13 protein-coding genes and 1 pseudogene are annotated in these 14,039 nt (G+C 38.9%); 9 read left to right on the forward strand and 5 right to left on the reverse strand.

Features of this window, described 5'->3' with window-relative positions; all coding sequences use genetic code 11:
- Positions 1 to 103: 103 nt before the first annotated feature.
- Entirely contained in the window at positions 104 to 751 is a 648-nt protein-coding gene (locus FTU02_RS02165; RefSeq protein ID WP_078188664.1) for a hypothetical protein, read from the reverse strand.
- 207 nt (positions 752 to 958) lie between these two features.
- Here FTU02_RS02165 and FTU02_RS02170 point away from each other — a divergent pair, with 207 nt between their 5' ends.
- From FTU02_RS02170 to FTU02_RS02185, 4 genes and pseudogenes are all read left to right on the forward strand, one after another.
- Entirely contained in the window at positions 959 to 1,429 is a 471-nt protein-coding gene (locus FTU02_RS02170) for a phasin family protein (protein WP_180155543.1), read from the forward strand.
- Between the two features lie 166 nt (positions 1,430 to 1,595).
- Positions 1,596 to 1,868, forward strand: coding sequence for an HU family DNA-binding protein (locus tag FTU02_RS02175; RefSeq protein ID WP_078188662.1), 273 nt, complete (start codon positions 1,596 to 1,598; stop codon positions 1,866 to 1,868).
- Between the two features lie 132 nt (positions 1,869 to 2,000).
- On the forward strand, positions 2,001 to 3,866 hold the full coding sequence (locus FTU02_RS02180) for a SurA N-terminal domain-containing protein (RefSeq protein ID WP_180155545.1): 1,866 nt from the start codon (positions 2,001 to 2,003) through the stop codon (positions 3,864 to 3,866).
- 254 nt (positions 3,867 to 4,120) lie between these two features.
- Positions 4,121 to 5,046: pseudogene (locus tag FTU02_RS02185) on the forward strand (alpha/beta fold hydrolase).
- A gap of 76 nt (positions 5,047 to 5,122) precedes the next feature.
- Here the strand turns inward: FTU02_RS02185 and FTU02_RS02190 are convergent.
- Positions 5,123 to 5,992: a DUF2797 domain-containing protein gene (locus FTU02_RS02190; protein ID WP_078189198.1), complete on the reverse strand. Its 870-nt coding sequence runs from the start codon at positions 5,990 to 5,992 to the stop codon at positions 5,123 to 5,125.
- Positions 5,993 to 6,026: 34 nt separating this feature from the next.
- Between FTU02_RS02190 and FTU02_RS02195 the strand changes: the two genes are divergently transcribed.
- Together FTU02_RS02195 and FTU02_RS02200 are read left to right on the forward strand one after the other, a co-directional pair.
- Positions 6,027 to 6,497 (forward strand): DUF6231 family protein, encoded by a 471-nt coding sequence (locus FTU02_RS02195; RefSeq protein WP_168378602.1) that lies wholly within the window; start codon positions 6,027 to 6,029, stop codon positions 6,495 to 6,497.
- A 112-nt stretch (positions 6,498 to 6,609) separates the two neighbouring features.
- Positions 6,610 to 7,236 carry a YidB family protein gene (locus tag FTU02_RS02200; RefSeq protein ID WP_180155547.1) on the forward strand — a complete coding sequence of 209 codons (627 nt, stop codon included), beginning with the start codon at positions 6,610 to 6,612 and terminating at the stop codon, positions 7,234 to 7,236.
- Between the two features lie 86 nt (positions 7,237 to 7,322).
- Here the strand turns inward: FTU02_RS02200 and FTU02_RS02205 are convergent, their stop codons facing one another.
- From FTU02_RS02205 to FTU02_RS02215, 3 genes are read right to left on the reverse strand one after another with little or no spacing between them, the layout of a single operon-like run.
- Positions 7,323 to 7,931 carry an OB-fold-containig protein gene (locus tag FTU02_RS02205; RefSeq protein WP_180155549.1) on the reverse strand — a complete coding sequence of 203 codons (609 nt, stop codon included), beginning with the start codon at positions 7,929 to 7,931 and terminating at the stop codon, positions 7,323 to 7,325.
- A gap of 16 nt (positions 7,932 to 7,947) precedes the next feature.
- Positions 7,948 to 8,274: a Rieske (2Fe-2S) protein gene (locus FTU02_RS02210; RefSeq protein ID WP_180041404.1), complete on the reverse strand. Its 327-nt coding sequence runs from the start codon at positions 8,272 to 8,274 to the stop codon at positions 7,948 to 7,950.
- A complete protein-coding gene (locus FTU02_RS02215; protein WP_078193475.1) occupies positions 8,274 to 9,278 on the reverse strand; it encodes an adenosine kinase in 1,005 nt (334 codons plus the stop codon). The genes FTU02_RS02210 and FTU02_RS02215 overlap by 1 nt, the downstream gene beginning before the upstream one ends.
- Positions 9,279 to 9,555: 277 nt before the next feature.
- Here FTU02_RS02215 and FTU02_RS02220 point away from each other — a divergent pair, with 277 nt between their 5' ends.
- The 3 genes from FTU02_RS02220 to FTU02_RS02230 all read left to right on the forward strand — a co-directional run bounded on the left by FTU02_RS02220 (position 9,556) and on the right by FTU02_RS02230 (position 14,027).
- The gene (locus tag FTU02_RS02220; RefSeq protein WP_078188654.1) at positions 9,556 to 10,005 is read left to right on the forward strand and encodes a GNAT family N-acetyltransferase; all 450 of its coding nucleotides are present in this window, start codon (positions 9,556 to 9,558) and stop codon (positions 10,003 to 10,005) included.
- Positions 10,006 to 10,172: 167 nt separating this feature from the next.
- Positions 10,173 to 10,946, forward strand: coding sequence for a hypothetical protein (locus FTU02_RS02225; protein ID WP_373684191.1), 774 nt, complete (start codon positions 10,173 to 10,175; stop codon positions 10,944 to 10,946).
- A 141-nt stretch (positions 10,947 to 11,087) separates the two neighbouring features.
- Positions 11,088 to 14,027, forward strand: a complete 2,940-nt coding sequence (locus FTU02_RS02230; protein ID WP_180022829.1) for an insulinase family protein — start codon at positions 11,088 to 11,090, stop codon at positions 14,025 to 14,027.
- Positions 14,028 to 14,039 lie beyond the last annotated feature (12 nt).

Here is a 14,039-nt window from a genome sequence, read left to right on the forward strand (position 1 = left end):
CACATGTTAAGTCTAGATGTGCAGATTTTATGAATCCTGACTAAAATAGTCAAGTTTTTTTGAGATTGTTTATTTGTTTTATTTTGTCTGAAAAATTATGTATTTATTTGAACCACACATTATACACTAATAACGTTATTAAAAGAACAGATATTAGACTAAAAGCGATATTAATCCGCTTTTGACGACGTTCGATACGCTTAATACGGTTTTTATATTGTTTAACTTCAACTTGCAGTGTGTTGATTTTAGAGCGTTGCTGTTCAATTTTTTCTAAAAGTGGGGCAATACGTTTTTTAGATGCAACGATATCGTTTTCTTCGACAGGTTCAGACAACCAGTGTTTCCAGTCAGATAAAATTTTCGGCACACTAAATAAAGAAACCAAATCACGAAATTCATCTTTTAAAACTACATCGCCATCGATACGCATGGTTTTGATGCTTTTGCGATTACCAAAAACAAAAATTTTTACCAAATCCATTAATGTCGTACGGACATCAAGGTCGATGGCTTTATCTGGAGATTTTGTGTCGAACAGAATGCCGTGCTCAGTAAACTGAACATAAAAGTCAAAATAAGGGATGTAGCTATTTATTTTTAGTGCGACTTTTTGATCAACAAATTTTTTAGCTTGTAATGCTACAACACGGTCATGTTTTAAAATGAAGGTAAAAATCGTTTCTAAAACAATCAGGGTCATAGTAAGCAACAAATGTGGTTGAGCTTGTGTTTGTTGCGTATCACTCATAAAAAAAATGTCCTTGTTAAAATCTGAAAGCACTGGAAACTGAGCATCCTGCTCTAGAGGAACTTAGAATATACCAAAAAGTTGGTAATTCACCAGCTTTGTAGAACAGTTTAATCAATCTATCAAGTCATATGTTTGCTATTATGTTGTTAAAATGAAGAATCACGTGTTGATGTGCACATAAAATAATCAGGAGAAGTGCGGATTATGGAAAATAAAGAAAGCATAATTGACGATGCACAGGAAACATCAGAAAAGCTGGCTAAACCTCGGGTACGTAGTCATTCTGATCGTCGCTCTAAAATGGATTTTCGTAAATATACCAAACAGATTTGGTTGGCTGGATTAGGTGCTTTTTCACGTGCTGAGGGAGAGGGAAATAAGCTTTTTGACTCTTTAGTCAAAGTTGGAGAGGAGCTTGAGTCCAAAACGATTGATATTGCAGATCAAACTGTCGAAAAAGTTTCAGAAAAAGCCAAGGAATCTGTAACCGATACGAAAGATAAGGTAGAAAAAATTTTAGATAATGGTGTTAATCATTCTTTAAACCGTTTAGGATTAGTGACTGTAAAGGATTTACAGCACTTAGAAAGGCTTATACTTCAATTACATACTAAAGTTGACCAATTGGCCGAAGAAAATGCCCAACTGAGGGCCGAAATATTAAAAAAACACTAACTTTTTTAATATTATCGAATTTTCAAGGTTTTTTTCGTCAAAAAATTCTATAAAAAGAGGTTGAGGAGTATTGCGTTTAACCCTAAAGCATTGCTATAAAGGCGTTATGGCGTTTTATACAAATTCTTGAACCTTAAATAAACGATATTAAGAGGACGTAATTTTCATGAATAAATCAGAATTAATTGATGCAATTGCCGAAAATGGGGGATTATCTAAGGCCGATGCCGGTAAAGCTTTAGATGCTACAATTGCTGCAGTTACCAATGCATTAAAAGCTGGTGATACAGTTACTTTAGTTGGTTTCGGTACTTTCAGCGTAAAAGAACGCGCTGCACGTACTGGTCGTAACCCACAAACTGGTGCGACTTTAGAAATCAAAGCAAGCAAAGTTCCTAGCTTCAAAGCGGGTAAAGGCTTGAAAGATTCTGTAGCTTAATCTTATTAAGCACATGAGACGCGCCATTATTTGGCGCGTTTTTTATTGGTAAATGTGATTAATTGATATATCGCATTCATTCATCTCGGGTTTTCGGTTAAAATTCACCGCAAATAAAATATTGGAATACTTATGGAATCGTTTCGTAAAGTCATTAAGGGTTGGCTGGGCAAGGTCTTGCTCGTTTTGTTTTTGACCCCTTTAGCACTTGTAGGTATTGAAGGATATTTTAGTGGTGGATCTAAAGATGCAGCAAAGACTGTAAACGGTACTGAAATTTCTCAAAAAGAACTCGAAGCACTGACGAACTCATTAAAAGAACAATATCTGGCATATGCTCAGGGTGATGAAACATTATTGAATCAAAATTTCATTAGCAATAAAGCGATGGATACTTTGGTTTCACGCCAATTGCTATTGCAACAAGCTGATAAATTAGGCATTAGCTTGAGTGATGCACAAATTGTGCAAATGATTCATCAGCAGCCAAGCTTTCAAGTCAATGGTCAATTTTCTGATGAAGCGTTTGCGCGATACCTCGAATCGATTGGTATGACGAATCGCACATTCATTGATAATTTACGTAAAGACCATGCTTTAAAAATGTTGTCTACAACATTTATGGAATATGCATTGGTGAGTAAGCTTGATATCTTGCAAATTGCGAACTTACAAACGGAACAACGTAGTATTCAGTTGGCAAGCATTAATCTTGAAAATTACAAGAAAAATGTAAAAGTATCTGATGCAGAAATTGCGGCTTATTATGAGCAACATAAAAACAAATTTAAGCAAGCAACTAGTGTTGATGCAGATTTTGTCGTATTAACACCTGCCAATATTACTGCACCTGTAGAAGCTGCAACTGATGCTGAACTGAAAGAAGCGTATAACAGCTTTGTTGAGAATGCACAGAAGTCAGTTAAACCTATCGTTAAGCACATCATGATCACTGCGGACAATCGTTCAGATGCCGAAGCTAAAAAACTGGCTGAAAGTGTTCAAGCTAAAATTAAAGCAGGTTTAAGCTTTAACCAAGCTGCTGCGCAATTCTCTGAAGATCCTGAATCTAAAGCGAAAGGTGGTGAACTGGTTGCTTATGAAAAAGGTGTATTTGGTGATGCATTTGATGCAGCAGTTGAAGGTGCTCAAGCTGGTCAAGTGACTGCTCCAGTGAAAACAGACAGTGGTTATCACTTGATCGAAAAAGTGGCGCCAGCTGTAAAAGTGGCTTCATTTGAACAAGAAAAAGCACGTCTGCAAGCAGAAGTCGCTGCTTCGAAAAAAGCCAATGTTTTTTCTGACACTGTAAACAGCCTCAATGATATGGTTGTGAGCAGTGATGCCCTTGATGTCGTGGGTCAAGAAGTGAAAGGCGTAAAAGTACAATCATTGAATGGCTTAACATTAGCATCGCAACATCCAGTTTTAAGTGATGCAAACGTCAAAGTTAAATTGTTTAACGATGATGTTAAAAATGGTGAACGTAATGTTTCATCGAGCATTCAGTTGAAAAACGGTGATGTAGTTTGGGTGAAAGTGCGTAACTACCATGCTGCAGGTGTTCAAACCTTAGCTGAAGCGAAAGCGCATGTGAAAACTCAGCTGATTGAAAAGAAAGCGTCTGATGCTGCAAAAGCCCAGATTCAAGCGACATTGAAAGAGTTTGCTGCAAAACCTGCTGCTTCAGTCGCGAAAGGCAATTTAAACTTTGAAAATGCGGGTACCTTCACTCGTGCTGATGGTTTGTTGAAACGCGAAATTCAACGTGCTGCATTTAGTGTAAAAGCGCCGAAAGCAGGTCATTGGTCTGTTACGACTACAAATCTACCAAATGAGTTGGTTGTGGTTGCTGTGACTGCAGTGAACAAACAATCTGATGAGGCATTAACGGGTGAGCAGTTAGATGAGTTAAAAAAACTTTATCAACAGCTTCGTGGTCAGCAAGAATTTGATGACTACACACGTTATCTAAAAGATCATGCCAAAATTAAATAATTAAGGCAGCTTTAAAAAAACCAGCTTCTGAGCTGGTTTTTTTTGACTTAAATTGACAGATATAATTTTTATTTAAAAGATTTGGCAAATGAAATATCGGCTCTAGCATCGTAGATTGGTGTTCTCAAAAAAATAATATGAAGAAGAAATAACTCATCACGACAAGGATTAAGCGGATGATATCTCTGTATATGCCTCAATTTAAACGTTTAAAGAACCCGTTATTGCTATGGATAGATCATTATTTTAAGCACATGATATTGATGCTATTAACCATTTGTGTTGCGAGTAGTATTCAAGCTGCAGAACTGAACTTTCAAAAAGTTCTAGAGCAGGAAAGGGCTTTGGCGGGCTTGACTAGTAAAAAAGTCAAAAATAATGAAATCGAGTGGACATATAGTGAAGGGGGAAATCCACAAAACCGACGCTGTTGTTGCTGCATGGTTTGTCAGGCACGCGTGATAATTGGAACCGCGTTGCCCGTTATTTAACGCCCAATTATCATGTCATTATTCCAGATCTGCCAGCACATGGAGAAACTATTGTCGCAGATCAATTTGATCTATCGATTCCAAATTTAACTGAAAAATTACGACGTTTTATTGATGCTGCAAAGTTAGATCCAAATTTACATATCGCAGGGCATTCGATGGGTGGTGCAATTGCCATGCTCTATAGTGCTCAGTATCCCTTAGAAGTGAAATCTTTATTGTTGGTGGATTCGGCAGGTGTCTTTAAGTCGAGCAATACAGCGTATCTAAAAGATACGGCAAAGCTTGCAGAGCTAGTGGTCAGAAAAACTGGTGATTTTGATCGCGTGATGAAGATCGTGATGCAATCCCCGCCTTTTATTCCACAAGAATTAAAAATTGGGCAAGAAAAGTTGATGATAGTTCAGTCTAAACAAACTAATAAAATGGTGGAGCAACTGCAAAAAATGGCGACCTTGTATACGCCGGATTCCTTTGCTTTGGCTGCACGAGGCATTGATGCACCTGTGTTTATTATCTGGGGGAAGCAAGATCAGATTATCAATGTTGAAGTGGCAGAAAAACCGAGAAGCTTATTTAAAAAAGCCGAAAAACCGCTGGTATTAGACCATGTTGGTCATATGCCTATCTTAGAAGCGGAGCAGTTAATGGCGTTGCCATATTTAAAGTTTCTTTCAACTGTTCAATGAATAAAATCGGTAAAATAGGTGTAAAAAAGCGAGAAATATCTCGCTTTTTAAACTTAATTAGACACTTTGAGTTGATTTAAGTACGTACTTTAATTTCATAGCCCGTGTATTTTCGAATATTAATCACACCGGTATCCAAAATCAGATACTGACCTTTAATCCCTTGTAATTTTCCTCGAATAATTGGTGTTTTGTCCAAATTATGCGATTTGATTTTTTCAGGATATTCATCTACCGGGTAGATAAATTGGCGTGGCAACTCATCTTCTAACAGTTCAACAGTTTCATTAAACTCTAAATTTTGGCTAAATTCTTCACGAATGGTCTGAATTTTTGGTGCAAATTCTTCCACCAATTGGTCGCGAATTTCGATCAGGTTGATGGGTTCTGCTTCACCTTTGAGTAATTTACGCCAATCAGTTTTATCGGCCACTTGCGTTCCAAACATGACTTCAAGCTGACCAGATAGACGACGTGAACCAACTTTCATAATAGGCAAAGCTTGCGTCGCACCTTGGTCCAGCCAACGTGTAGGCATTTGACCAAGTCGAGTAATCCCCACTTTTAAGGCACTCGAATTGGCTAAATAGACAATATGCGGTTGAAAGCAAACTTCATGGGCAAAATCATCTTCACGGCAAGTCCCGAGATGATAATGACAGGTTTCAGGCTTCATAATGCACATATCACAAGAAGCCTTAGTCTTCATGCATTTGAAGCAATGACCTTGTGAATACGATTTAGGCGTTTTTGCGCCGCAAGAAATGCAGTAGATATTTCCCGTGGCTTCAATTTCAATTTCTTGGCCAAGGCTAAACGGTAGATCAACTTCTGAGCGATCTAGAATAAATTTATACTCAACATTTGCCTTGTGTGTATGTTGATCAGTTACACTAAGGTCTTTAAGACCTGCATGCATTTTATGGCAAATGCCTTGTAGTTCCATACGAATACTCACTTCATTATTAAGGATGCGGTCAATGGCTGAACAAAATGTCATCACTTCTATGCTAGACGATTTGTCAAAAGAGCAGCCCATTTCAACCGCAATCTGTATTGGTCAGGATCTTGAGCAATACAATCAATTTCATCCAATTCAATGGCAACATTTTAACGTAACTGAGTTTTTAAATCTGCCTTTTACCCAGCGTTTTGACCTTGGATTTGTGATTCTTGATACTGAAATGATGTTGAGTTTGGATCAGCAGCAGAAAACTCAGATGTTGGTAAAATTGCGTGACCTATTTGCCAAACGCATCGTGGTGGTGAGTAAGTTACACGATGAACAATTATTACGTGCTTTAGGTTTTACTCAGCTCATTGATAAAACCACGCATGAAAGTGATTTTGCTTTATGGCAGTTTAATATTTTGACTTATAAACATATTCCAGATTGGTTTAACTCTAAATTTTGGGCAAATCCTGAAAACTGGGATAAATTCCGTTGGTAACAAATACTTAGCCTGCGAGAAATTGCAAAAATTAACAAACATTTATGATAAATCTGTGTTTTCCCACGTATGCTGTAATTAAGTTTATCTAGGTTTCACTGGGAAAAATAAAATGACAAATTTAAATAATATTGTTGAGATTTTAGCAAAGCAGGCCCTTGGTGGTGCAAACAATCAAAATCAACAAGGTGGTTTGGGTGGTATTTTAGGTTCGGTGCTGGGTCAATTGGGCGCAAATGCAGGCACTCAAAATACCCAAACCAATGCTCAAAACCAAGCGAGTGGTTTGGGGGGAATTCTAGGCTCTGTGTTGGGCCAACTGGGTGGTGCAGCGCAGCCGCAGCAACGTAGTAGTGGTGGTAATGCATCAACTATTTTAGTTGCAGTGTTACCTCTGGTGCTGGCTTGGATTCAAAAACAAGGTGGCCTACAAGGTGCTTTGGATAAATTACGTGGACAGGGTTTGAGCAGTCAGGTTGATGATTGGGTATCTACAGGCCCTGGTGATAATGCTGCTGTGACTAATCAACAAGTACAAAATTTATTTGATGATGCCGAAGTGGAGCAAGTTGCACAAGAAACACAAACTCAGAAACAAGATGTATATAGCGCAATTTCAAGGGTATTGCCGCAAATTATTGACTCATTGACGCCACAAGCTGGACAAACCAATCAGCAAGAAGCGAATGCTGATATTCAACAAGTGATGAATTTGGTCTCAGGTTTCCTGAAGCGTTAATCAAAATATCGATTTAGGTATTTGATTGAATACAAGCCAGTGAACACTGGCTTTTTTATGATTTGAAAAATGATAACAATGTGACGCTAAGATGGATTAAATAAACGGTTCGACACACTGATTTTTTTGCCAATATAGTGTGATTTTTTTTGACGAATCAAAATGATTTTCGACTGAAACTCTAACTCACCAAACTCTGGCTCAACTTGCACATAATGTAGTTGACCAAACTCATCACGCACACGGGCTTGAGCTGAAAAGCCGGGACGGGCATTTCCACTTGAAATGGTGGCTAGACGACCCAATAGGTTAACGGTTTGTTTTTTATATTTGGGCGGGATAACCTGATCCAAACAATGGATCATAAATACCGTAAAGAATATGGCAATAATCAACGCAGGTAAAATCAGATAATAAGCGGGAACGAATTGACCTTCTTTGGCATGGATGCAAAACTGAAGTACATAGCCTGCAAAGCTAAAATTCATCAGTAAGAAGAACAAAATCAGAGTCTTGGAAAATTTGACATTCAATAATGCCAATTCTTGTATGCGCTGAGGGGCAATTCTTTTTAAAACTTGGCTAGGACTAATATTGATATAGTAGCCAATGGTTTCAACCATGCCCAATAACAGTACGGCTAATAAACTTAAATGAAAGGGTATTAAGTTATAGTCTGTTAAAAATGCGGACATGGTTGTATTCCAGTGTTTATTCTTCTGTGAGGTAGATTCCACCATCAGAATGCACGTTAATGTTCACTTTTTCAAGGGCTTGACCTTGGCATGGACCAGAAATACATTCCCCAGATTCGACCATAAACAGGGCGCCATGTGTTGAGCACTCAATAAATTCTTGGTCACGATCTAGAAACTGATTTTCTAGAAACTCAAGTTCTACGTGCAAGTGTGGGCAGTTATTTTGATAAGCGTAAAACATGCCGTCGCGTTGGGTGATAAAAATCGTTTCGCCATCAGGCGTTTCGAATGATCGTGCTTCACGTTCAGGCACATCATCCGTCATGCAAATTTTAAACATTAAGCACATTCCTTTTGAAATGATTGTAAAAGCTGAGCATAGTCTTCAACTGCTAGGCGTGGACCAAACTGAGCCACAACTTCACTTGAAATCAGGATAGCAAGTTCAGCAGCCGTTTGATAGTCATGACCCGCATTCAGTGCATATAGGAAAGCACCAGCAAATGCATCACCAGCACCATTGGTATCAACTGCGGTAACTTTACGACCTGGCACGGTAAATGTTGCGGCTTCATTGTGAATTAAGGCGCCTTTGGCACTTAATGTAATGACAATGTGTTTGCTCAGTGATTGCAATTTAGCAAGTGCAGCATCTAAATGATCTGTTTCTGTGTACATCAGCGCTTCTTGTTCGTTACAGAACAATAAGTCCACGCCATCATCGAGTAACTCATCTAGACCTTGACGTGCATATTGCACCATTGCTGGATCAGATAAGGTCAATGCAATTTGTACACCATTGGCTTTGGCGATTTGACGTGCTTGTTTTACCGCAAGACGCGCGCTATCTGATGTTGAAAGATAACCTTCGATATATAACCATTTCGCAGTATTTAAGCTGCCAAAATCAATTTGGCTATCAGTTAATTCAGCAGTAATACCGAGGTAAGTATGCATCGTACGTTCAGAATCAGGGCTGACCAATACCATACATGTGCCGGTTACACCTTCACTGATTGATTGATTTGCAGTTTGGATACCTGCGTCGTTTAAACCATTTAGGTAAATTTGACCTAAGTCATCATTGCCGACACGACAACCATAAAATGCAGTTCCGCCTAAAGCACTAAAAGCAACCGTTGTATTTGCTGCAGAACCACCAGAAGCTTGACCTTTATATTCTTGAGTCGCTTTTAGATTGTTATAAAGGGCTGCTTGAGTATCGCCATCAGTCAGTTGCATCGTACCTTTTTGCAGATTGTGTTGAATTAGGAATTCGTCAGAGACTTTAAATTCTTGGTCAATAAGTGCATTACCAATTGCAAAAAGGTCAACAGTTGCCATGTTGTATGTTCACATCAAAAAAATGAAAGTGCTAAGTTTACACGAATGCTCAGGATTGCTGTAGTTTGTTGAAGAAAATTCAATTAAAGGACAAGTGTGTATAAAAATCGGGCAAATCTATTATATTTTTACATTTTTTTTGAATTAGTTGCCGTTTTAATCAGCTTTGCTATTGTGCAAATCGAAAATTTTTACTTTTATAGAGCTATAGGGTGTTCAGACTGAATCAAGATGATTTGGTCATCATAAATAGATAACAGATTAAAAGTGTGAATATATGGAAATTACGATTCGTCCAGCAGAGCAACTTCCTGCTCAAATCGAAAATATTGCTGCTTTGGCGCAGCATGAAGGCTATACATTTATACACCGTTTAATTGAAGAATATCAAAGTGGTAAAAATCGTTTTGACCAAACCGGTGAGCAATTATTGCTTGCTTATGATGGCGATAAATTGATTGCTTGTGGCGGTTTAAATCAGCAATGGGGTGATACTGGTGTAGAAGAACGGATTGGTCGAGTTCGCCGTTTCTATGTGCATCCGCAGTACCGTCAGCATGGTGTGGGTAAGCAGCTATTGGTGGAATTGGAAAAGGGTGCAAAAAAACACTTTTCTGCACTGTGCTTAAATACAGAACTTAAAAATGCTGCAAAATTCTATCAAAAACAGAATTATGTCTATGTTGAAAGCCATCCAAATTATAATTATTTCAAATATCTGGTTTAGTTTTCAATCCAAAAATAGACAGTAAACACTTTAAATGAAGCATCCGATATCGGGTGCTTTTTTCTTGTGATAATTCTAAAAAAGAGCGCCTTATTTTAAGCAAATTTTTAAGCAAAAATTCATTTTAGTTATCGAAGATATAAGAATCAAAATAACTGCATAGAGTGATGCATATGCAAGTGTCTGAGCTACAAGACTACGTTAAAAAAGTTCCTGAGATTACCGCACTGTTTTGGTTGACCAAAATTTTTGCGACCACCTTTGGGGAAACCAGTGGTGATGCATTGTCCATGTCCTTAAATTTGGGCTATCTACTCAGTACATTTATTTTCGCAGGCATATTTATCAGTTTGCTGTATTTTCAAATACAGTCCAAAGCCTATAAACCTTATTTATATTGGGCCACGATTATTGCCAGTACCACGGTCGGTACGACCTTAGCGGATTTTGTAGATCGTTCTTTAGGTATTGGCTACTTGGGTGGTAGTTTGCTGTTACTGAGTTTGGTGCTCATATCGCTTTTTAGTTGGTATCGAGTCGAAGGATCGATCAATCCAAGTGTAGTGAATTTGCCGCGAACACAGATCTTTTATTGGTTGACGATTACATTTTCTCAAACGCTAGGTACAGCTTTGGGGGACTGGACTTCCGATAGTGCAGGATTAGGCTATAGCGGTGGTATTTGGCTATTTGGTGGTCTAATTATCTTGATGGCATTGTTGTACTTTTTTAGTCAGGTCTCAACGACGATTTTATTTTGGGCTACTTTTGTTTTGACACGTCCATTGGGCGCAGTTGTCGGCGATTTTCTAGATAAGCCAATCAGTTCAGGTGGATTGGATTTAAGTCGCTTTATGGCTTCCTTTGTATTGTTATTGGCGATTGTGATTTGTGTCTATTGGTCAACACGAAATGATAGGCAATCCATAAAACCAGTCTAAATGTTTTAGTGCGAAAACAAGTGATTTTTAAAATTAAAGTTCAAGTTGATTAAAACAGTTGGAAATGTTGTTTCGGTGAATCTAGTTGTGATTTTTTAAGGTATACTTTGCCTAATTTAAATGAATAGATTAGGAGCACACATGACTGTAGATGTCACTGAAACCATTTCTCAAACTGTACATCCCGCGTTTCAGTTGATTCGTCAACATCATGTTGAAGCTTTAGACATTTTAGTGTCTGAATATAAACACAAAGTGACTGGCGCAGTGCATTATCACTTAGCCACAAACCATGACGAAAACGTATTTTTAGTTGCCTTCCGTACGCAGCCGATGGATTCAAAAGGTGAGGCGCATATTCTTGAGCATACAGCACTTTGTGGCTCAGAAAAGTTCCCTGTACGTGACCCATTCTTTTTAATGATTCGTCGTTCCCTCAATACGTTTATGAATGCGTTTACCGCAGCGGATTGGACGGCTTATCCATTTGCAACGCAAAACAAAAAAGATTTCCAAAACTTGTTAGAAGTTTATATGGATGCTGCTTTTGCTGCGAATTTGAACCCGCTTGATTTTGCGCAAGAAGGGATTCGTATTGAGCTAGAAAATGGCGAAGCTGTATATAAAGGCGTGGTATTTAATGAAATGAAAGGTGCAATGAGTTCACCTTCAGATCAGTTGTATCACCAACTTGCCCATCATTTATTCCCAGAAACAACTTATCATTACAACTCAGGCGGTGATCCGAAAGACATTCCTGACTTAAGCTATGAAGAATTGGTTAGTTTCTACAAATCACATTATCACCCAAGTAATGCGGTGTTTATGACCTTTGGTAATGAGCCTGCATATAATTTACAAGAACAGTTTGAAACGCTTGCTTTGTCAAAATTTGAAAAAGGTCAAACGCTATATTCAAAACCTGAGCGCCGCTTAACTGCGCCTGTAACTGTAACTGAAACGTATGCAGTTGATGCTGAAGACCTCAAAGACAAAACCTATCATGTGCTTTCTTGGTTATTGCCAGAAGCAAGTAATATCAAATTACGTTTAGGTATGCGTTTGGTTGAAGGTGTATTGCTTGAAGATTCTGCTTCACCATTACGTCATTACTTAGAAACCTGTGGTTATGCACAGTCGACTGGTCCATTCATGGGCGTAGATGACTCAAACTATGAAATGACGTTCTACTGTGCAATTCAAGGTTCAAACCCTGAGCATGCAGAACAATTTAAAAATGGCGTGTTTAAAGTATTAGAAGACGTTGCGGCTAAGCCTGTTGACCCGGCTTTAGTTGAGGCGATTTTGCATCAGATTGAATTGCATCAGCGTGAAATCAATGGTGATGGTACACCATATGGCCTAAGCTTAATTCTGAATGGTTTAAGCAGTGCGATTCACCATTCAGACCCTGTGGATGTCTGGGATGTGGATACGGCCATTGAACAAGTGAAGGAAGAGTTGAAAGACCCAATGTGGTTATCTAACTTAATCAAAACTTACTTGCTTGATAATCAACATCGTGTGCAATTAACTTTGGTTCCAGATGCTGAAAAAAATGCGTTGGAAGCGGCAGCAGAAAAAGCACGTTTAAAAGAAATTGATGCGAACTTAACTGAAGCGCAAAAAGCAGAGATTATTGCGCAGACTGAAGCACTGAACATTCGTCAAGATACCCCAGATGATTTGAACCTATTGCCTAAAGTAGGTTTAGAAGACGTTCCTGCACAATTACAGATTGTACAAGGTCAATTACGCGAAATTATCAGTAATGGCTTGGATACGCCGTTAAATCTTTACCACGCAGGCACCAATGGTCTTTATTACCAACAAGTTTTGATTCAGATTCCTGATGAAGTGGTGCAATCGCCGTATTTCAACCTCTTGTCGATTTTGATGGGTGAAGTTGGTGCAGGTGAATACGACTACTTAGAGCTACAACAGTTGCAAACAGCTGTGAGTGGCGGTTTAGGTATGGGTGCATCCCTGCGTTCAAAAGTGGACGATAAAGGTCAAATTAGTGCTTGGCTGACTCTAACCACCAAATCATTGGTGAATAATCTTGAAGCTATTCGCTTATTGAAATTGGCTTTTGAACAGCTACGTTTTGATGAGAAAAACCGTATCGTAGAGTTATTGCAACAACGTAAAGCACGTTGGCAGTCACGTGTATCTGGTTCTGGTCATAGTTATGCAATGCAAATTGCAGGTCGTCAACATAGTGCATTGGCGCTACGTGATTATCATAATACAGGCCTAGGCGCGCTGAACTGGCTGTCAGAACTTGTCAGCAAAATTGAGCAAGACGACACGGCTTATAATGCCTTGATTGATGAGCTTAAGTTAATTCACAACCGTTTGCTTAAAGCACCAAAACAATTCTTGGTGGTGTGTGAGGAGCATCATTCAGACCGATTGGTTGAAGAAGTTCAAACCATTTGGGATAAAGTGGCGATTGATGATAACCCACATGCTTTAACTCAAGTGAATTTTGCAGATAGCAACAATGACGAAGCTTGGCTCATTCAAGCCAATGTTCAGTTCTGCGCTTCAGCATATCCTGCGGTGGAAGTGTCACATCCAGATGCAGCACCTTTAATGATTTTGGCGGCTTATCTACGTAATGGCTTCTTGCATAGCGCGATTCGTGAAAAAGGTGGTGCTTATGGTGGTGGTGCAAGCTATGACGGTAATGCATGTTCATTCCGTTTCTATAGCTACCGTGACCCACGTTTAGCTGAAACGTTTAAAGATTTTGACGCAAGTGTGCAGTGGCTACTGAATGCTGAACAACAACCGCATCAGCTTGAAGAAGCGATTTTGGGTCTAATTGCCAGCATGGATAAACCCGGGTCACCAGCGGGTGAAGCCATTACAGCTTGTTATGCTTTATTGCATAAACGCACGCCAGCTTTCCGTCAAATGTTACGTGAACGTCTGTTGAATGTGACTTTGGAAGATCTTAAACGTGTTGCTGTGGCGTATTTGGTTGAACAACAACCGACAAAAGCTGTGGTTGCACCGGTGGCTAAGCGAGATGCTTTGGTTGAGCTTGGTTTCGAAATAAAACAAGTGAATTAAAACAAAAAAGGG

Source organism: Acinetobacter sp. YH12045 (assembly GCF_013419925.1).
Taxonomy (GTDB): Bacteria; Pseudomonadota; Gammaproteobacteria; order Pseudomonadales; family Moraxellaceae; genus Acinetobacter; species Acinetobacter amyesii.